We start from the raw sequence: 19,258 nt of genomic DNA on the forward strand, positions 1-19,258 counted from the left end.
AAAAAATACAGCCCTACAGGCCCGAAGGGCCGCAGGCCTAGGGGCCTGAAAGGGGGCCGCGCAGCGGCAGACCCAGGGCGAAGCCCGCAGGGCCGAGCAGACCTGCGAGCCCTGAAAGGGCCCGCCCGCCTTCGGCGGGAGGCCCCAAAAAAAAACGACCAACAGCAATCTCCAAATAGCCCCTTAAGGCTGACTCCCCCCTATAATTTTTCGGTAAGTGAGGTTGATTCTAGCCGCCCGTACCTTTTTTTGAGCCGGAACCTGATGCAACCAATGATGCTGTAAGCCGCCTGTCATGAGTAGCAATGAGCCTGGACTTAAGGCTATTTGCAGCTTTAGCGCCTTGTTTTTTCTATGTTTTAAATCAAAACGCCTGATCGCCCCAAGACTCACAGAGGCAATCGTTGGATTTACCCCCAACTCTTTCTCATCATCAGCATGCCAACCCATTTTATCATGCCCATCTCGATAGAGGTTCAATAATACACTGTTGAATTTCTGCCTCGGCAGGAGCAGCTCGATTTGCTGCTTGATCTCTAAAAGCGCGGGGGTCCATGGATCTGGCCGACACAAAATGCCCGCATATTTATAATGGTAGCCCGCATCTGCATGCCAAGCCGTTAATCTCGGTAAAGGATGGGTTTTTCCATACATTTTAATTTTTTCTTGCCGCCAATTGATCGTTTCTTTTATTTGCCGATAGTAAGCAGCGGCTTTTTCTGCCGACAAAAAATTAGGCATGACCCAAAGCTCCCCTCCCGCTAAAATATGCTTCTGAAACCCCGACCGAATAGGGCCTTCTTGCTGAGAAAATAAGTCCATAGTTTATCTTTTAAAATGTATTATGCAACAAGGCCATTAAAAAGACTAAATAACATAATTCATTGTGGGCGTCTCTATCCAATCACTTCTTACAAGATCGGCACGAATTGTGGTGCTGTAGCGACCTAACTGTAAGGTCTATTCCTATATGCAGTAACTACCCATGAATTATTATTAAAATTTAATTGAACTATGGCTTTTAAGTCGAAAATTACGGTTGATCAGCTCAAGGATTTGACGGAGGTGAACTATATTAAATTGGCGCAGCAGGAAGTGAAGCGTGCGGCAAAATTTGGAGAAACGGGAGTTGTGGTCCTTTCTGATTATCAGTTTGCTTGTGGGGCGGTGAGTACACTCATGCTCTTGGGTAAAATGTCGGGCTCATTGATGAAGTTTTATAGGCAGATGAAAACGGAGCGAAGCAAAGAGAAAGACTTTGCCAAGGGAACTTGCTACTTTTCAAATATTGATGGCAATCAGCCTAGTATGCGGATCGCTTTGGATGATGGCAAGGGTAAACCGGCCAAAATCAAGAAAAATGGAAAAAAGCTTTTGAAGAAATTGGGCCTAGCTGTAGAAATCTTTAAGGGGGAAATGAATTTGGCCAATGAAACCTTGGCCCAAGAGGAGTTGGATACTATTGAGGCAGAAGTAGATAAGGAGAATGACGATCAGAAAATGGCCTTAATTATTAAGGCCTATAAAAAGGCGTTTGCTTCGGTTGTGGCAGATGTAGTCCCCTTGCTAAAAGCAAAAGCGGGAGTTGAAGAGCAGCATTATCAGTTGGCTTTAAAGCTACTGAGGCTCTCTAAATCTATACAGGATAAACAGGAAGAAATTTCGGAGAAACAACAAGCCAAATATGTAGATCTGGTTGCTGAGGTTAAATCTAGAGAACCTAAAGTGATTAAAATTGTGGCCAATCTGAAGAAAATGTTGGCCAATAGCACTTTGGTGGGCAATTTTAAGGAGCTACATGAAGAAATGAGTGAGCAGACCGCAAAAAGGCCTTTATCTGATGAGCGTCGTATGCAGATAAAAGGACGACTTGAGGCCTTAAAAGAGCGCTTAAAGGCAGTTAGCGCCTAATCATTTTTTTTATCCTTAGATAGCTTTTGGGAAGTGTACAGGGAAAAATGCCTTGACTAGCCTAAAACACCCAAAGCGAAGAACTCCCATTTGGCCTAGCGATGTGTAGGGGTGGCCGTAGGCCAGACCGAGGCGGCAAAGCCGCCGAAGGGCCGAGCAGACTTGCGAGCCCCGAAACGTAGCGCCGCAGCGGAGCTGCGGAGGCCCCAAATAACAGCTATCCTCATTTTTTCAAACTAAATGCAAGATGAATAAAGATCAGAAACGTCAGGAATTAGAAGCGATACAGGCCGAATTGTTGGCCATCAAAGAAGAGTTAAATACGGCAGAAGCGGCAGAAGACTTATTGGCAGAATTGGAAGCCCTCAATATGATATTGAGTAGTTTTTGGGCAGCGAATGATTTTGATCCAGCGCCTGAATTGCGCAAAATCATTGATGCCTCGACGCTTCCCCAAAAGATAAAAGATGCTTTGTATAAGCTTTTTGATGAAGTGGATCATTCGGAGGCTATGGAGGCTCAGCTTTATGCGATTTTGAATGGCAGCAAGCAGTTCTTAAACAAAGAAAGTTTGGCCACTTATAATATAAAATTGAAACATCAGGCAATTTTGGATTACCTTGCGTCCATGCACCTTAACAACATAAGTTATCAGGACTTAGATATTGCTTTTGAAAAGAGGTTGCGGGAGTTGCTGGCTAGTAAATTGACCTTAGAAGAAAGTCCACAGCAATATTCCTTGAACATAAAAAAATGGCCGATTATCAGTGGAAAAACTTGGGATGTTGATGCGAGCCTAAGTATGGAATTTTTGGCGGATCAGAATGATGTAGTTCAATACCAAAGTGATAAGGGGGATAATTGGCCAGATTTTACAGCAGCTTTGTTCAAGAACAGTGTTTCTTTGAAGCTGCAAGACCTTGTAAATCGAGATTTTGCGGCTAGATTTACCACAACCATTTTTAATGCATCGGGTCCGATTCCTTGGGGGGATTTCACGGATATGCTAGATGGCTATTTTGGGGAGAAATTTCCTGGCGTGAAGCTTAGCTGGGCCATTAAAGGAGGTGTAATTTCCGGGGGAAATCCATTTAGAGAAGGTAATAAGTTGGTTGTTCCAAAAATAGCTATTGGGGGGACCTTATTAAAAGTTCAGGCAAAATTGGTTATTGATAGTACCAAAACATTTAAAGCCTTAATTGGTGATCCTGCATTTCCGATAAAAAAAATGGGGAATTTCGATTTCAACATTTCGGTCTCTTTGAAATGGACTCCCGAATTTTTAGAGCGTTTGAATCAGAAGAGAGTAAAAACTAAAACCCCAAAGGTTGATCCTGATAAAGGGAAAATCGACATCAGTAAAGAGGAGAAGAAGATTTTGAAGGAAATGGGGGAAGATTCTAAAAAAATAATCTCTAATGTCGATGAAATTGCGGATAATATTGATCTTAAAAATGATATTACCACTAGGAATAGTACTCGGAAAGCCTTGGATAAGGATAATGCAAAATTAAGCAAGGAAATACATGAGAAGCTCAAGACAATGCAGAAGTCTGCTCAAAAATTAAAGTCTAAGGGGGCTAAAAAGATTGCCAATAATGTAGTCAATGGAGCGGGCAAGCATATTCTCAAGAAATTGGGGACTCGTTTGGCGGGCAAAGTCATTCTAAAGTTTATTCCTGGCCTAAATGTCATCAGTACAATAGTCGATCTTGTAGAAGTTGGATTCGTATTATATAAATACTTTAGTACCCCTAAAGAGTACTTAATTGAGCCAAAAAACTACGATACGAATCCTATAGATACAATGGACGACCTTTAAATGCTAAGCAATGAATCAATTCCAACATTGGCAGGCCCGTTTATTTCGCAAAGAACAGGCTGCATGGAGCTATATTGTTGAGCCTATTCCGCCTTATTGGTTTGTCCCGCTGCAAATCGTGTTTTTCACTATATTTATTTTAAATCTAATCGTAATGGTCCTCGCTGCTCTGTTCGAATTAGAAATAAAATTGCTTATAAATATATGCAGTTCTATTTTTTTCGGCTCTTTTGCCCTTTTTTTTCTAGCAGGACTTCTCTTAGCTTATAAAAACGAGGACTATATATGGTATCCTAAATTTTGCATTTCAGATCAGCAGCTCAAAATTCTTTCTAGGGGCTTAGGACTTTCTTTGTTTAAAGAAGATATGCAGCGTATTCAATCGGCTAGTATCATCAAAAAAACGCTCTTCAAGAAAGAAGTTTATCAATTGGTCCTTCAACTGACCGACGGTCAGCAAAGGCTTGTTCCCTATTGCCTTCAAAGTAAAGAGAACCTAGCTGTTTTTTTAAACCTATTGAATCGGGAAGAAAGTCCAGAGCTAGCCCTTGTCGATCAAGCGGCACCGGCTACTATTTATATTCAAGAAGAAGAGGAGTTAATCATATTGGCCCAGCAAGATCCTGATATCTCCATCAGCCGTCGAAGAATTGTAGCTGTTATTGCTTTTTTGGCCTTCATCCTTGGCACAGGGCTTTGCTCTGCCCTTTGGGAGAATAAAAAAATTTTATTTGAAGCTTTTCCCTATTTAGTTCTAGGAATAGCCAGCCCTTTTATCCTTTGGTTAATTTATGAGCAATATAGATACATGAGCAACTTAAAAATGGTGATCTCTCCTCATCGACTAGCCTTAAAGCGGCCAGATTGGCCTTTCCCCTTGGCCACTTCTTCAATAGAGCAGCTCGGCCAAATAGAGATTGTTCAAAAAGAACGCAATTCATTTGAATTAGAGTTTATTGCAATGGATGGCAAAATTATTAAAGCACCAATTGTTTTCCAACAATACGAACAAGCCGCCGAATGTAAAAAACAGATTTTAGCATTGACCCATTTTAAAGCCTTATAAAAGGACTAAAAAAATAGCAAGACCGCCTTTATCTATGGCCATCTTGCTTTTTTGTTTTTAGACGGTCAGTCTGCAAAACAACTCCTTCAACAGCAAAGCCAAAAACTCCCCCCCGCAAAAACTCAATGCTAAAAAAAAACAGTAATTTTGGCCCGCAGCTAGCTGCCCGTTTTTTATTCAATTTATTTTTAAAAAACAACTAAGGCATTGAATAACAAATATATAGACCTCATTCAGCAAACCTACGACTTCCCCCAAGGAAGCTTCAAAGTAGAAGATAGCCACCTCTGGTTCAATAATATCCCCCTCAAAGAATTGGCCCAGCAGTTTGGTACCCCGCTAAAATTGACCTATATCCCCCGCATCGGAGAACAGGTGGAAAGAGCCCGCAGCTATTTCCATAATGCCATGCAAAAACATGATTATCAACAACCTTATCTCTATACCTATTGTACCAAAAGCTCGCATTTTGCTCATGTGCTCGACGAAACGCTGAAGCATGATGCTCATATCGAACTCTCCTCCGCTTTTGATACCGAAATCGTCCTCCGCCTCCTCAAACAAGGCAAAATCAATAAGGATACTTATGTCCTCTGCAATGGCTATAAAACACCCGATTATTTTGCCGGTATCCAACGGATGATCCATGCCGGCCTCAAAAATGTCATCCCCATTCTCGACTGCAAAAGCGAACTCCGCGTCTATGAAACTTTCGACGCCAAAGAGGTCCAAATTGGCCTCCGTATTGCCACCGAAGAAGAACCCTCTTTCGATCTCTATACCTCCCGCTTCGGCATCCGCCGCACCGAATTACTCGATTTCTACCGCTATCGCCTGCATAAACACCCCAAAGTGAAGCTCAAAATGCTCCACTTTTTTATCTATACGGGCATTAGCGATACCACTTATTATTGGTCCGAATTGCATAAGTATATTAAGCTCTATGTGCAAATGAAACAGCTTTGCCCCGGCCTCGAAATGCTCAATATCGGCGGTGGCCTCCCTATCCAAAATTCCCTGGAGTTCGAGTACGATTACCAATATATGATCGACGAATTGGTGGGCCAACTCAAAAATTATTGCGAAGAGAAAAATGTCCCAGAACCTACCCTAGTCTCCGAGTTTGGTAGCTTTACGGTAGGCGAAAGCGGCGCCACAATCTTTAAGGTCTTAGGCACCAAACGCCAAAATGATCGAGAAATCTGGTACATTATCGATAACTCCCTGATCTCTACCCTGCCCGATATGTGGGCCGAAAAACAACGCTTTATTATGCTCCCCCTCAATAAATGGAATGTGGAGTACCATCGCGTGATCCTCGGCGGCCTGACCTGCGATAATGACGATTATTATAAGATTATTTCCGAAGATGAAGAGCTCTTCCTCCCCAGCATAGAACCCGATGATGTCGAACCCCTCTATGTCGGCTTTTTCCACACCGGCGCCTACCAAGATTCCCTCAGCGGCTATGGCGGCGTGCACCACTGCCTGATCCCCTCCCCAAAACACCTGCTCGTCGATGTCGATGAAGACGGAAATATCCAATACCGCCTCTTCGCCCCCGAACAACGATCAGAAGAAGTGATGAAAATTCTCGGTTACTAATATTACTAAGGCCCGCAGCTCTCTGTGGGCTTTTTTTATGCCCATAATTAACTGTTTTTGGGGCATTACTCCCTTCGGTCGTCGAAGACGAACTAAAGTTCTTGTTGTCGTTGCGCAGCTCGCTGCTGTTTTTGGGGCCTCCGCCTCCCTTCGGTCGTCGGCGCTACGTTTCGCAGCTCGCAGGTCTGCTCGGCCCTGCGGCGGCTGCGCCGCCTGGGTCTGGCCCTTCGGGCCACTGCTGCACATCGCTAGGCCTGCGGGCGCTCCGCGCCCTGCAAAACCGCAAAAATGGACCAAATAATAAAAAGTTTACAAAAAGGTTAGCTTTTATTTGTGTTTACGGAAAGTTATATGTATAATTGTATTCAACAACGGTTACCTACTTTATAAATATAGCACCCCATGAAATTAAAATTAAAGCTAGCCGAGCTAGAAAAACTGCCAATCAATAAGTTTGGCCCTATGCTAAAAAATGAGCTCAAAAAAGCTCGTAAAAAGGCCATTTCTCCCGAAACAGCCGTCCCCCTCGCCCTAATTATTGACCATCAGTTTGGCGAAGAAACCGCGCCCCTTATCCTCCTTGGCCATTTTACTACAGACTGGCGCAAATGGCTAAAGGATAAATTCAAAAGCCAAAAGAAATTGATGGCTATCGGTAAGGTCTATTGGTCCGCAGAAAAAGAAAGCTTTTACTTTCTGCCCGAAAAAGGCGGCCTGACCCAAACGAAGTATCAAAAGGCCGCTAAAAAAATGAGCAAAAAAGCCGCTTTTCCACTCCTCTTTGCCGATGAGCCGCAAACAGAAGATGATGCTGCCGCAGCTGAAGCTGAAGAGGCAAGCGCCCCCCCTAGCCCCCAAACCGCCAGCTCTCCTCATGCCACTGAAGAAGAAACCAGTTCCCCCCTGAGCAAGGCTGAGTTTAGCCAAATTTTCCGCAAATGTGTTGCCACACTCAAGCAATTGCGCAAAGAGGCCCAAGCCGCCAAAAACAAGCCCAAAGAAGAACAACTCAACGCCTGGGCCAATATCTTTTTCCAACTTCGCCCCCTGCAAAAAGAGGTAAACCTACTCGGAAAACAACAGCTCGCTATCAAAGAAACTCAACAGCTGAAGCTCCGCCTGCATGAACTGATTAAAAGCGTACAAGAGCATAAAGCCGACCTTCAACAACATATTAAGGCCCAAAAACAAGAGCTCAATCAAATGATTGCAGAGGTCAATGAGACCCTCAAAGCGCATGGCCGCCCCCCACTGAAAACAAAAAGTGCATAGCCCTGCCTATAGCGTATATAGAACTACCATTTTTAATAGTGTTTTTAGGTGAGTGTCAACATCTCAGGCAGACCGCTTAGCGTCTGCCTATTTGTTGGCCAACAAAAGAAGCGCTTAGCCTCTACAGGCTAAGCGCTTCTTTCTTTTCTCAAAACTCCTCTATTTCAAACCAATGACCTTAAAGTCGGTCCGACGGTTAACTGCATGCTCTTTTGAGCTACATGGCACCCCATCCTTACATTTATTGAGCGGTAAAGTCTCTCCATACCCCTTATATTTTAAGCGGAATTTGCTCACGCCTTGCTCAATTAAGTAGTCATAAACTGCCTTGGCCCGACGCTCAGAAAGGTCCAGGTTCTTTTTGGCAGACCCTCTAGAATCGGTATGCGAGCGTATCTCCACCGAAATTTTATTGGCCTTGAGAATACGCACAATCTCATTGAGTCCACGCATATCCCTTTTGTCCAATACCGCACTGTTGGTCGAGTAGTTAATATTATCTACCTTGATAATATCGCCGTATTTAAAGCCAGACTGCCCAATCACCTTAAATTCGGTCCGGCGATTGACCGCATGCTGCGCTTTGCTACAACGTACTCCATCCTTACAATGATTCAAAATTTCAGATTCGCCATAGCCCTTCGCCACTAAACGATTGGCCGGAATCCCCTTGGCCACCAAATAGTTTTTCACGGCATTAGCCCGCTGCTGCGATAATCGCTGATTGTAGCTTTTAGAACCCGTGGCATCTGTATGCGAACCAATTTCTAATTTCACATGTGGATGGTCCTGCAATACTTTGAGCAACTCTTTCAAACCCGGAGAGTTTTTGTCTACCGCCGTTTTATCATGCTCATAGTAAATATTGGCCACCTTGATGTAGTCCCCAATCGCATAATGCGATTTGCGCTCTGGCTTTCTTCGAGAAGAACCACTACCGCTAGAACGAGAAGAGTTATTGCTCGTACTGGCTGTAATTCTGGGCCGATCTTGAGGGTTATCCATTTCAGCTACGGCAATAGCTGGCATATACTCCTGTAAGTATTGCCCCGCATCCGAAATTCGGCCAATCACAATAAATTCTAATCGTCTATTGGCCCGATGTTTATCTTCCGAACAGCGCACGCCATCCTTACAATTATTGGCCAAGTACTTTTCTCCAAATCCTTGGTAGCGAATACGTTTTTTATCTACGCCCCGACTTACTAAGTACTCATAAGCTGCCTTGGCCCGCTTTTCTGCCAAAAGCAAATTGGCCCGATAGCTTCCCTTAGAATCAGTATGCGCATAAATCTGTATGACCACCTCTTTCTGCCGCAAAAGATCCTGCACCAATTGGTCCAAGGTGTCATTCTTGATCTTATCCAAACGCACCTCTTTAGGCTGATAAATATCGACCAAAATGAGTTTGTCGCCAGGCTTAAAGCGACGAGGCTCTCGGGCTGGCAAGGGCCGCTCTAACTTTAAGCGGTAAAGGTCCTCATGCCCCTGTCCACCTGGGCGGTTAGAGCTAAAAAAGCCAAACTCTTTTTCTGCATCATAATAAAGAGATAACTCATCATAGGCGGTATTGACATTGGGGCCCAAATTGGTCAGATTTCCCCATTTCACCCCATCTTCATAGCGTTCTACCGTAAAAAGGTCCAAACCACCATAGCCGGGCTGCCCATCCGAAGCAAAAAACAAACGGCCTTTGCTATCCAAAAAAGGATGCAACTCATGTCCTGCCGTATTTACGGCTGGCCCTAGGTTTTGGGGGCGGCCCCAGCCGTTTTTGGTCCGAAAAGATACATAGAGATCAAAGCCACCATAGCCACCTGGGCGGTTAGAAGCAAAATAAAGGGCCGAACCATCCTTATTAAAACAAGCTTGGCCGGTAGAATAAGGCGTTTTATTATCTAAGGGAGAATTATGCTGAAAAAACTGCTCCTGACTATGGTCCCAACTATTCCATTTTTTCATTGGGTAAAAATAGATGTCCATCATCAGACCAGATTCTGGAATGGGCCGCAGGCCATCCATATAGTTATTAGAACTAATGGCCAACCAATCCTCTTTGGGGCTGTAGGCCATGGGCGCATCATTAATGTCCTTGCTAGGCATTTTATGCAAGGGCTGCAACTGCCCTGTTGGCTGCCCCTGTTCATCTAGCGGCAAATAGTAGTACTGATTAAAGGCGTCATTGGTCCAAGAAGTTACGCCCTCCTTTTTTACGGCCACCGATCTAGAGGAAGAGAACAACAATAAGCCATGATGCATCAAAGGCGCAAAATCAGCACTCTTGCTATTGATTCCCTCTAAGCTAAAGACTGAAAAATAGGGCTGGCTACCGCTCTCTTTTTTAATAAAGTCAAGAGCGGCCAACTCGAGTTTTACTTCCTTGGCCCATTTAGCGGGCACCCTTTGCAAGTAACTACGAGCAGCATCCAACTGCTTTTTGGTCTTGAGTAGGCGGGCATAGGGCAAATAGTAATTCTCTTTACCCTCTGCGATTAAGATTCGTTTTTTATAATAGGCCAAGGCCTTATCCAACTCATTGCAAAGCGCATAAGACTCTGCCAACTGGGCCAATAGATCAGCCTCTTCTTTGGCCCCTTCTTCTAGGGCGGTTTCAAAATGCAGAACCGCCTCTTTATAAAGTTTTTTCTGATAAAAATCTTGGGCCTTTTTCAAAGCTACACTTTGGGCCGATAGGCTTGTGCCTCCTAACAAAAGCCCAAAGCCCAAACTGAGCAAGAGCTTTTTTCCTATTCGCTGCATAGTTCTCGGATGAGTTCAATTTCTGAAATGAATGCTGCAAAGATAGGTTTTTCTTAGGGAACTCATTTAAAAACAACTGTTCTTGTGCGGGAAAGCTAAGTTTGTGTTTTTGGTCCTTAATCGGCCGCAGGCCGAAACGGCTGAGGGGCTGTAGCAGGGCCGCCAAAGGCGGCAGACCTAGCGGGCGCAGCCCGCGCAGGGCCGAGCGAGCAGCGAGCTGCGCAATGGCCCGACCCGACCGCAGGGAGGGGCAGCCCCAAATAATGTCACAAAACATTAATTTTCAAAAAACTTTGGCTCGAGAAATAATATTTTAAGTAAAAAGATCAGCATAAAATATAAAAACAGCCTAAACTTTGTAGTTAAATAGATTATATTAAGACAGCTTATTTTAAAGCGACCTACTTAATGCTTCATTCACCTACTAATCAATTATTTAGTCTTATGAAGAGCCCAGTTTCTAAGCCCATTCCCCATCCTCCTATCTACCCCATTGTAAAAAGTGTACTCAGTCTAGACATCAAGCGGCCCGTGCAAAGTATGATGGCTTTGGCGGAAAAATACGGTGGAATTTATCGCCTAGAAGTGCCCAACGACAGTCTAGTTATTGTGAGTGGTTTAGAGTATGTTCAAGAATTTTGCGATGAGGACCGATTTGATAAAAAAGTATTTTCGGCCCTAGAAAAAGTGCGTGACCTTACTGGAGATGGGCTTTTTACGGCCCATACCGAAGAGCCCAACTGGGGGAAAGCGCACCGCATTTTGACCCCTGCTTTTGGTCCACATGCCATGCAAGATATGTTTGATAAAATGTATGATGTGGCCGAACAACTTTGTGTTAAACTGGAACGGCTTGGGCCTGATGAGCCCTTTAATGTTCCGGCAAATATGACGCGTTTGACGCTAGACACCATTGCCCTTTGTGCCTTTGACTACCGCTTTAACAGCTTTTACAAAAACGAAATGCACCCCTTTGTAGAGGCCATGTTGTTTATTTTGCATGAGGCCAATCAGCATATGCGGCGCCTACCGATCATGAACCGTCTGATGTATAAAACCAAGGAGCGTTATAATAAGGACATTCAATATATGTATACCGTGGCGCAGAAAATTTTGGATCAAAGAAGAAAGGCAGACAAAGCAGAGCAGGTGGATGATCTTTTGGGCCGTATGCTTGAGGGAGTAGATCCCGATACTGGCGAAAAGCTGAGCGACCAAAACATCATCTACCAAATGGTCACTTTTCTGATTGCAGGACATGAAACGACCAGTAGCATGATGGCATTTACCTTCTATGAAATGCTCAAGCAGCCGCATATTTTGGCCCGTGTTCAGGCTGAAGTAGATGAGGTGCTTGGTCAGGAAAAGCTGCAGTTTCATCATTTGAGCAAGCTAAAGTATATGGATATGGTTCTTAAGGAGTGTTTGCGCCTTTGGCCCATTGCATCGGGCTTTAACCTTCGTTCCTTTAAAGATGAACAAGTGGGCGAATACCTGATTAAGCCGACCGACTCCATTTTCATCTTTTTGCCCTCTTTGCATCGCGCTCCCATTTGGGGAGAAGATCCCAAGCTATTTAACCCCGAAAACTTTTCGCCAGAAAATGAGGCTAAAATCCCCCCATCGGCTTACCTTCCCTTTGGTAATGGCCGCCGCTCTTGTATTGGCCGCCCCTTTGCCTTTCAGGAAGCCAAACTGGCCATTGCGATGATTTTGCAGCGTTTTGATATTAGCTTGGCCGACCCCAACTATGAGCTAGTTTTAGATGAAACGCTGACTATAAAGCCCGATAACTACTTCCTTAAATTCAAGAAACGACCAGGCTTTAAGCCAGTAGAAAATGGCCCCAAAGTACCCGCCAGCCAAAGCCTAAAGTTAAAGGGCGGTAAACAGATTTATGTCCAAAACAAGCCCCTACTCTACCTCGCCTATGGCTCTAATATGGGCTCCTCGAAAAAGTTTATCCAACAACTAGCCGAAACAGCCCAAGCATTGGGCTATCAGCCTAGCGTGCATAGCCTCAATGAAACCAAGGCATTAATGGCCCAAAACAAAGGGCATTATGTCATTATTACCGCCTCCTATGAGGGACAGCCCACCCATGATGCCGAAGAATTTGTCGATTGGATTGTGGAACAGCCTGAAGGTAGTCTAGACCAAGTTCAATATAGCCTCTTTGGTTGTGGCAACTCGGATTGGATCCATAGCTATCAGGCCGTTCCTCGGAAAATTGATGCCCAATTAAAACGCTTAGGCGCTCAGCCATTTTTGGCCCCTGGAGAAGGCAATGCCAAGCAAAACTTTTTTGCCTCTTTTAACCAATGGCATGATGAACTCTGGCCCGCCCTAGCCAAAAGCTTAGGACAAGATGCCATTAGTCCAATCAATAAAAAGAGCTATAAGGTCCAATTGCTACACGATTGGCATGCACAGACTTTGGGCGAAAATGATTTTGTTCGGGCTCAACTGCTGAGCAAAAAAGAATTGGTCCAACAAGAGAGCCCCTTTGCTAGCTCCAAAATTGAGCTGCAAATTGAAGTCCCCGAAGGCCAAAGTTATCAAACTGGCGGCTACATTGATATTCTGCCCCAAAATAGCCCCGCAACTATTCAGCGGGTGTTGCGCCACTTTCAAATGCAACATGACCCCTATATCAAATTGGAGTCAGAAGAGCAATCTGTTGCCCTAAAGTTGCCTTTGGACCAACATATTCGCCTGACTGATTTGCTCAAGTATTATGTAGAACTACAACGGCCCGCAGGCAAAAAATGGCTAGAAGAAGTTTTGGCCCAAACTCGCTGTCCCTTTTCGGCCCAAGGCCTTCAACAGTTTATTGAGCAGTATGAGAGCGAAGTTCTGCAGAAAAATCGAAGTTTGCTCAGTATCATTGAGCAGTTTCCTGGAGCAAAAATTGACCTTGGCCAATTTATTAGTGCGCTGCCCGCTATGCGCCCCAGAACCTACTCTATTTCTTCTTCGGTTAAACAGTCTACAGATAAGGCCAGCTTAGTGGTATCCTGCATTAAGGGAGCTGCCTGGTCTGGACAAGGAGAGTATCAAGGACTAGCCTCTGGCTATCTCAGCCAATTAGAAGAAGGCCAACTCCTTTGGCTCCGCTTTAGCCCCAATTTACCCAACTTTCCCGCCCCCAAAAGCGAAGATAAACTCATTCTTATTGCCGCAGGTACGGGGATTGCTCCCTTTAGAGCCTTTATGCAAGAACGCAGCCTAGAGAAAACGCCAGAAAAAGCAGTATTTTTCTATGGTTGCCGAGCCAAAGAAGTGGATCAACTTTATGCAGAAGAGTTTGCGCAATGGGAAAAAGAAGGTTGGTTGGATTTACGTCCCGTTTACTCTAAAGCGCCCGAAAAAGAAGGCCAAACTTATGTACAACACCGCCTTTGGGCCGATAGAGATGCCTTCTGGGCCGCTTGGGAAGCAGGAGCCAAAATCTATATCTGTGGAGATGGCGAAGGCATGGCCCCAGCCGTACGCCAATGCCTGATGGATATTTACCAAGAAAAGGCCCAAGCTACAGAAGCCCAAGCCCTAGATTGGTTGATGCAAATTGCCGGTAAGGACAAACGCTATTTTACCGATATTTTTAGCTAAAAAATGGCGCTTATGGTCCATGAAAAGGCCCTGCAAGGAATTGCAGGGCCTTTTTGCGTTTTGCAGGGCGCGAAGCGCCCGCAGGCTGAGGGGCTGTAGCAGGGCCGCCGAAGGCGGCAGACCAAAGGCTTTTGAAGCGCAGCGAAAAAGCCTGCAGGGCCGAGCAGACCTGCGAGCTGCGCAATGGCCCGACCCGAGCGAAGCGAGTGGGCAGCCCCAAAAAAGAAAGCGTTGCTCCATACAGCTAGACAAAAAAGCCTATATTGGCGGCTAATTTTTGCTTATGTATTTAGTTGCAGAACATCAGGTTCGGGAAGAGCGGGCGGGAAGAGTCTATGATTATGCTCAAGGGTTATTTCCTTTGCTGCCTAGCCGAAAAAGTGTCAAAAAAGCTCTAGATAAGGGCCTTTTGAAGGTTAATGGGCAGGCCGTTGGCACGGGCTATTACTTGCAAGTAGGCGATATTTTGGCCCTTTGGCAGCGGCCAGTCAACCAAAAAGAGCGAGAGTTGCCCCTAGAGGTGCATTATGAAGATGAGGATTTGGCGGTGGTCTACAAACCTGCGGGACTTGCCGTTTCGGGCTATCATAAACACAATTTTCAGCAGCGTTTTAGAGCGGGTTTGCAGCCTTCTTTGACCGAGGACGCCCTGCCCTCTCCCCTGCCCGTGCATCGTTTGGATTTGCCTACACAGGGCCTATTGTTGGTCGGTAAGCGAGCTTCTTCCCTGCGTTTTTTGCAGGCTGCTTTTGCCCAAAGAAGCATTCAAAAAACTTATTTGGCCATTGTGATGGGAAAGCCGGCCCAAGCCAAAGGGCGACTCGATAGTCCCGTAGATGGCAAAGCCGCCGAGACCGACTACCGCTTGCTTTGGAGCGTCCCTTCTCTGCGTTCTGAACAGTTGAGTTTGCTGGAATTGCGGCCCAAAACAGGTCGAAAACACCAGCTGCGGAAGCAATTGGCCCAAATTGATTGCCCTATCGTTGGCGATAAGCAGTATGGACCAAAAGGAAAGACCCTTTTGCATAAGGGTCTTTTCTTGGTTGCTGTTGGTTTGGCCTTTGCCCATCCCGCAGGCGGCCAAATTGAACTTAGTATGCCCGCCCCCACTAAGTTTTTGCGCTTATTGGAAAGGGAGCGTAAGCAATGGGAGAAATACCAACCTTAACGGAAGGACCAATCGTATTTAGAAATATTCAATAAGCACTGCTTGAGGAGCTGAATGCTTTGGTAAATATCCTCTTTATGAGCCATTTCTACAGTTTGGTGCACATGTCGACAAGGAATGGAAATGGCGCCCGTAATGGCCCCAGACTTTCCATATAGCTGCAAACCACCCGTATCACTGCCCCCTCCGGTCAAGATTTCAGGCTGCCAAGGAATTTCTGCCGCATCGGCTGTTTCTTTCATAAATTGAACCATGCGATAATCGCAAATACTCGAGCCATCCATAATTTTAATGGCGGTCCCTGCGCCCAAAGCCGTAATTTTTTCATGCGCCTGAGCCCCAGGTACATCAAAGGCAATAGTAATATCTAAACCCAAACCAAAATCGGGGTTAATATTATGTGCAGCCACCCGAGCACCACGCAAGCCCACCTCTTCTTGGACCGTAAAAACACCATAAACATCATAATCGAGCTGCTCGTCTTTGAGCTCTCGCAAGCATTCGAGCAAAATGAAAACGGCCAAACGGTTGTCCAAAGACTTAGAATTCACGCAATCGCCCATTTCAATCAACTCCCGCTCTCGACTAATAGGGTCACCTACCGATACGTACTTCTCCAGCTCTTCCTTGCTCATACCCGTATCAATAAAATAATCCTTGATGCTCAAGTTTTTACCTCTTTCTGCAGCCGACATCAAATGGATGGGTTTGCTGCCCATTACCCCCACAATATCCTTTTTGCCATGCACAATTACCCTTTGCGAGCTCAGTGTTTTGGGGTCAAAACCACCCAGGGTATGAAAGCGCAAAAAGCCGCCCTCCTCAATATGAGTGACAATAAATCCAATCTCATCCAAATGGGCCGCCACCATGATCTTTTTCTTGGGCCCCTCGGCAGTTCCCTTCCGAACCGCATACAAATTGCCCAAAGCATCTGTAAAACAATCATCTACCAAATCCGTTACTTCCGATTCTACAAACTGACGCAGGCGCTGCTCAAAACCAGGAGGCGCCGCCGTTTTACAAATTGTACTGAGCAAAGGGATATTTAGTTTCTCCATATTTTTATTATTTTTTTAATGTTTTTGACTCTACACTTTTGGTTTTGACCTAGTTTTAAAGGAAAAGCCCCTAAGGCCCAAATGTAGGAAGATCTGTAAAAAATATACGCTATTATTGAATAAGCGAGCAGCAAGCTACAATAAACTCATATAATAATAGTAAATTAAAGGCTCAAACAGGCAGTTATCCAACACCTTATGAAAACGAGAAATCAAATAGACCAATCTATCGATGATTTGCTGAACCGCATCGAGCAAGAGTGCCAGGAAGATCCCGACACCCTACTCAGCATTCATCCGGCCCACTATACCACCGAACACCTCTTCCAACTGCGAGGGCGTTGGCAACAACGCAACCGAGAATACCAGCGGCTGTCCAGAATTATCTTTGCCGCCGGCATCGCCTCTCCCACTTTTTTCGGCATCGGCATGCTGGGCTTTTGGTCCTGGGCCCTGCTCGGCCTCATTTTTCTGCCCATCGCCGCCACCGCCTTTATGTTTTTTCTGCTCGGTAGCATCTGGCTATCCGCAAAATATAAAAGTAGTGGCTACCAACAAGCGATCCTCAAAGCCATTGATGAAGAACTCAAGGAAAGAGGACAATTTCTAGATCATTAATTAGGGGCCTCCGCAGCAAGCTGCGGCGCTACGTTGCGGGGCTCGCAAGTCTGCTCGGCCCATCGCCAGCAAGCTGGCTCGGTCTGGCCTTCGGCCACCCCTCCACATCGCTAGGCCGGTCGCTTCGCTCCCCCCAAACCCAAGACAAAGGCAAAAAAGCTGGCAAGATTTCTCCAAAAACTTGATTAAAAGAATATTTTGTCTATCTTTGCAACACTTTTGTAAAGCAGAAAGAAAGCCAGTGAGGGCCAAATGGCGCACTAGCTTCTTTTATTTTTTATAGACAACGCTTAGTTATACTAATACAAATACGCATTTCTGATGAAAACGATTGAATTTGAGGGCCAACTGAGAAGCAACCTAGGAAAAAGCAGCAGCAGAGAACTTCGCAAAGAAGGGCGCATTCCTTGTGTGGTTTACGGAAATGGCGAAAACCTCCACTTTACGACTACTGCTCTTGAGATCCGTGATCTCATTTACACTGACGAACTTCGCAAGGCTAGCATCAAATTAGGTGACAAAACTGTTGAAGCGATCGTTAAAGATGTGCAGTTCCACCCTGTAACCGACAAAATCCTCCACATGGATTTCCAAGCTATCGTAGCTGGTCAAACTTTGAAAACTGAAGTACCTATTCGTCTTGTAGGTAACTCTAAAGGCCAAAAAGTAGGGGGTACGCTAGTGCAAAAAATGCGCAAGCTTAAAGTATTGATCCAACCCGAAAGCCTTTGCGCTTACATCCCCGCTGATGTAACTCCTTTGGACCTCGGTAAGTCAATGCGTGTACGCGACATCCAAGTTACTGAAGGTATCGAAATCATGACCAATGGTAGCATTCCCGTTGCTTCTGTTGACATTCCTCGTGCTTTGCGTTCTGCTCAGTCTAAGGCTGCTGCTGAAGAGAAGTAAGAAGGAGCTTGATTTTCCTTGACAAAACGCAGTTCAATCTCTATTGAACTGCGTTTTTTATTTGAGATAAAATGATTGCTTGGATTAAACAACTTTTTGCTGGCCCCGCTAGCTCCAAAAGTATAGACCCTATGAAGTATCTTATTGTAGGCCTGGGAAATATTGGCGCAGAATATACCGAAACCCGCCACAATATTGGCTTCAAAGTAGCCGATGCCCTAGCCCAAAGCCTAGAGGCCAAATTTGAAACAAAACGCTATGGCGATCTGGCCCAAGGAAAATACAAGGGCCGAAAACTACTCATCCTCAAGCCTTCTACTTATATGAATTTGAGTGGAAAAGCCCTGATGTACTGGATGAAAAAAGAAAATATTGGCCTAGAAAATGTCTTGGTCCTTGTCGATGACCTCAATATCAACTTCGGAACAATCCGCCTGAGAGGAAAGGGCGGAGCCGGCGGCCATAACGGCCTCAAAAGCATAGAAGAAGAATTGGGCCACAATAATTACCCCCGCCTAAGAATTGGTATTGGCAATAACTACCCCAAAGGCCGACAAGTAGAGTTTGTTTTGGGCAAATGGAGCCCCCAAGAAATAGAACTGCTGCCCAAGATTATCCGCCACTGCCAAGGCGCCTGCAAAAGCTATAGCTTTTTGGGCCTAGCCAATAGCATGAACCTAAGCAATAAAAAACTCTTTGCCCCACCTACTAGCCAAACAGAAGTAGACAAAGACGATTTGCCTGAAGTATAAAAGCAAAAGGGCGGCCCGCAATTGCGGGCCGCCCTTTTGACGCTAAACGCACTACTTGAAGCGGTAATAAGTAGGCTCCTTCCACTCAAAATCTTTGTGGCGAGGCAACTCATCAATAACAGCAGCCACCAAATCGGGCCAAGGGGCCGTAATTTTGCGGGCCTGCATATCGATCCAGCTGCCATCAATAAGGACCTTGGCCGCTAGCTTGCCATTTTCCTTTCGGACCTCCTGCTCTATGGTATAAAATGTATAGTCTGCAGTGGCCGCTTTAAGCAACATATTAAAACTGAGCTTTTCGTGCATTTGAGTTTCTCGGATATAAGTGCTTTGCTCTCTGAGCAAAATAGCGCCCAAACCCTTTTTGGCCAAATCTTGCAAGGGAAAGCCCTGCTGGGCAAAAAAACTAATCCGAGTATGTGCCGCATACTGGCTGTAAGAGGTATGACGCATATGCTGATTGGGATCCATATCGGCCCAAATTACCTCTACTTCCTTTTCATAAGACTTCATAATAGAATATTGAATTTGATTGATGATTTTCAGTGAGTGCTGGCGCCCTACAGGCCCGAAGGGCCGCAGGCCTAGCGATGGGGAGCAGTGCCGCGCAGCGGCAGACCAAAGGCAGGCGCAGCCTGCCTGCAGGGCCGAGCAGACCTGCGAGCTGCGGACCGTAGCGCCGACGAGCAAAGCGAGGCGGAG

The 19,258-nt window shown here is 45.4% G+C and carries 14 protein-coding genes; 10 read left to right on the forward strand and 4 right to left on the reverse strand.

What is annotated here, in order from left to right; genetic code table 11:
- Positions 1-183 precede the first annotated feature (183 nt).
- Positions 184-822, reverse strand: coding sequence for an alpha-ketoglutarate-dependent dioxygenase AlkB family protein (locus SGRA_RS04350; RefSeq protein ID WP_015691378.1), 639 nt, complete (start codon positions 820-822; stop codon positions 184-186).
- A 192-nt stretch (positions 823-1,014) separates the two neighbouring features.
- On the opposite strand from SGRA_RS04350, the gene SGRA_RS04355 reads away from it, so the two are divergent.
- The 5 genes from SGRA_RS04355 to SGRA_RS04375 all read left to right on the forward strand — a co-directional run bounded on the left by SGRA_RS04355 (position 1,015) and on the right by SGRA_RS04375 (position 7,676).
- Positions 1,015-1,911, forward strand: a complete 897-nt coding sequence (locus SGRA_RS04355; protein ID WP_015691379.1) for a hypothetical protein — start codon at positions 1,015-1,017, stop codon at positions 1,909-1,911.
- Between the two features lie 247 nt (positions 1,912-2,158).
- Positions 2,159-3,733 (forward strand): hypothetical protein, encoded by a 1,575-nt coding sequence (locus SGRA_RS04360; protein ID WP_015691380.1) that lies wholly within the window; start codon positions 2,159-2,161, stop codon positions 3,731-3,733.
- Positions 3,734-3,743: 10 nt separating this feature from the next.
- Positions 3,744-4,799, forward strand: a complete 1,056-nt coding sequence (locus SGRA_RS04365) for a hypothetical protein (RefSeq protein ID WP_015691381.1) — start codon at positions 3,744-3,746, stop codon at positions 4,797-4,799.
- Between the two features lie 207 nt (positions 4,800-5,006).
- Positions 5,007-6,404 carry a type III PLP-dependent enzyme domain-containing protein gene (locus SGRA_RS04370; protein WP_015691383.1) on the forward strand — a complete coding sequence of 466 codons (1,398 nt, stop codon included), beginning with the start codon at positions 5,007-5,009 and terminating at the stop codon, positions 6,402-6,404.
- A gap of 402 nt (positions 6,405-6,806) precedes the next feature.
- Positions 6,807-7,676 carry a hypothetical protein gene (locus tag SGRA_RS04375; RefSeq protein WP_015691384.1) on the forward strand — a complete coding sequence of 290 codons (870 nt, stop codon included), beginning with the start codon at positions 6,807-6,809 and terminating at the stop codon, positions 7,674-7,676.
- Between the two features lie 159 nt (positions 7,677-7,835).
- On the opposite strand, the gene SGRA_RS04380 is transcribed toward SGRA_RS04375, so the two are convergent.
- Positions 7,836-10,436, reverse strand: coding sequence for an OmpA family protein (locus tag SGRA_RS04380; RefSeq protein WP_015691385.1), 2,601 nt, complete (start codon positions 10,434-10,436; stop codon positions 7,836-7,838).
- A 444-nt stretch (positions 10,437-10,880) separates the two neighbouring features.
- Between SGRA_RS04380 and SGRA_RS04385 the strand changes: the two genes are divergently transcribed.
- Positions 10,881-14,048: a bifunctional cytochrome P450/NADPH--P450 reductase gene (locus tag SGRA_RS04385; protein WP_015691386.1), complete on the forward strand. Its 3,168-nt coding sequence runs from the start codon at positions 10,881-10,883 to the stop codon at positions 14,046-14,048.
- Between the two features lie 283 nt (positions 14,049-14,331).
- Positions 14,332-15,216: an RluA family pseudouridine synthase gene (locus SGRA_RS04395; RefSeq protein WP_041329496.1), complete on the forward strand. Its 885-nt coding sequence runs from the start codon at positions 14,332-14,334 to the stop codon at positions 15,214-15,216.
- Here the strand turns inward: SGRA_RS04395 and SGRA_RS04400 are convergent.
- On the reverse strand, positions 15,213-16,277 hold the full coding sequence (locus tag SGRA_RS04400) for a M42 family metallopeptidase (protein ID WP_015691389.1): 1,065 nt from the start codon (positions 16,275-16,277) through the stop codon (positions 15,213-15,215). The genes SGRA_RS04395 and SGRA_RS04400 overlap by 4 nt on opposite strands.
- 198 nt (positions 16,278-16,475) lie before the next feature.
- Here SGRA_RS04400 and SGRA_RS04405 point away from each other — a divergent pair, with 198 nt between their 5' ends.
- The 3 genes from SGRA_RS04405 (at position 16,476) to pth (ending at position 18,556) form a co-directional block, all read left to right on the forward strand.
- Complete coding sequence (locus tag SGRA_RS04405; RefSeq protein ID WP_015691390.1) at positions 16,476-16,895, forward strand: DUF2892 domain-containing protein; 420 nt, start codon at positions 16,476-16,478, stop codon at positions 16,893-16,895.
- A gap of 321 nt (positions 16,896-17,216) precedes the next feature.
- A complete protein-coding gene (locus SGRA_RS04415; protein WP_015691392.1) occupies positions 17,217-17,804 on the forward strand; it encodes a 50S ribosomal protein L25 in 588 nt (195 codons plus the stop codon).
- Between the two features lie 131 nt (positions 17,805-17,935).
- Positions 17,936-18,556 (forward strand): aminoacyl-tRNA hydrolase, encoded by a 621-nt coding sequence (gene pth, locus SGRA_RS04420; RefSeq protein WP_041329844.1) that lies wholly within the window; start codon positions 17,936-17,938, stop codon positions 18,554-18,556.
- 51 nt (positions 18,557-18,607) lie between these two features.
- Here the strand turns inward: pth and SGRA_RS04425 are convergent, their stop codons facing one another.
- The gene (locus SGRA_RS04425; protein ID WP_015691394.1) at positions 18,608-19,069 is read right to left on the reverse strand and encodes an acyl-CoA thioesterase; all 462 of its coding nucleotides are present in this window, start codon (positions 19,067-19,069) and stop codon (positions 18,608-18,610) included.
- Between the last annotated feature and the right edge of the window lie 189 nt (positions 19,070-19,258).

Source organism: Saprospira grandis str. Lewin, assembly GCF_000250635.1.
GTDB lineage: Bacteria > Bacteroidota > Bacteroidia > Chitinophagales > Saprospiraceae > Saprospira > Saprospira grandis.

Excerpts from the sequence above, each read along its gene's own strand:
- SGRA_RS04350 (WP_015691378.1), bottom strand. The coding sequence starts at position 822 with ATGGACTTATTTTCTCAGCAAGAAGGCCCTATTCGGTCGGGGTTTCAG.
- SGRA_RS04355 (WP_015691379.1), top strand. The coding sequence starts at position 1,015 with ATGGCTTTTAAGTCGAAAATTACGGTTGATCAGCTCAAGGATTTGACG.
- SGRA_RS04360 (WP_015691380.1), top strand. The coding sequence starts at position 2,159 with ATGAATAAAGATCAGAAACGTCAGGAATTAGAAGCGATACAGGCCGAA.
- SGRA_RS04365 (WP_015691381.1), top strand. The coding sequence starts at position 3,744 with ATGAATCAATTCCAACATTGGCAGGCCCGTTTATTTCGCAAAGAACAG.
- SGRA_RS04375 (WP_015691384.1), top strand. The coding sequence starts at position 6,807 with ATGAAATTAAAATTAAAGCTAGCCGAGCTAGAAAAACTGCCAATCAAT.
- SGRA_RS04380 (WP_015691385.1), bottom strand. The coding sequence starts at position 10,436 with ATGCAGCGAATAGGAAAAAAGCTCTTGCTCAGTTTGGGCTTTGGGCTT.
- SGRA_RS04385 (WP_015691386.1), top strand. The coding sequence starts at position 10,881 with ATGAAGAGCCCAGTTTCTAAGCCCATTCCCCATCCTCCTATCTACCCC.
- SGRA_RS04395 (WP_041329496.1), top strand. The coding sequence starts at position 14,332 with ATGTATTTAGTTGCAGAACATCAGGTTCGGGAAGAGCGGGCGGGAAGA.
- SGRA_RS04400 (WP_015691389.1), bottom strand. The coding sequence starts at position 16,277 with ATGGAGAAACTAAATATCCCTTTGCTCAGTACAATTTGTAAAACGGCG.
- SGRA_RS04405 (WP_015691390.1), top strand. The coding sequence starts at position 16,476 with ATGAAAACGAGAAATCAAATAGACCAATCTATCGATGATTTGCTGAAC.
- SGRA_RS04415 (WP_015691392.1), top strand. The coding sequence starts at position 17,217 with ATGAAAACGATTGAATTTGAGGGCCAACTGAGAAGCAACCTAGGAAAA.
- pth (WP_041329844.1), top strand. The coding sequence starts at position 17,936 with ATGAAGTATCTTATTGTAGGCCTGGGAAATATTGGCGCAGAATATACC.
- SGRA_RS04425 (WP_015691394.1), bottom strand. The coding sequence starts at position 19,069 with ATGAAGTCTTATGAAAAGGAAGTAGAGGTAATTTGGGCCGATATGGAT.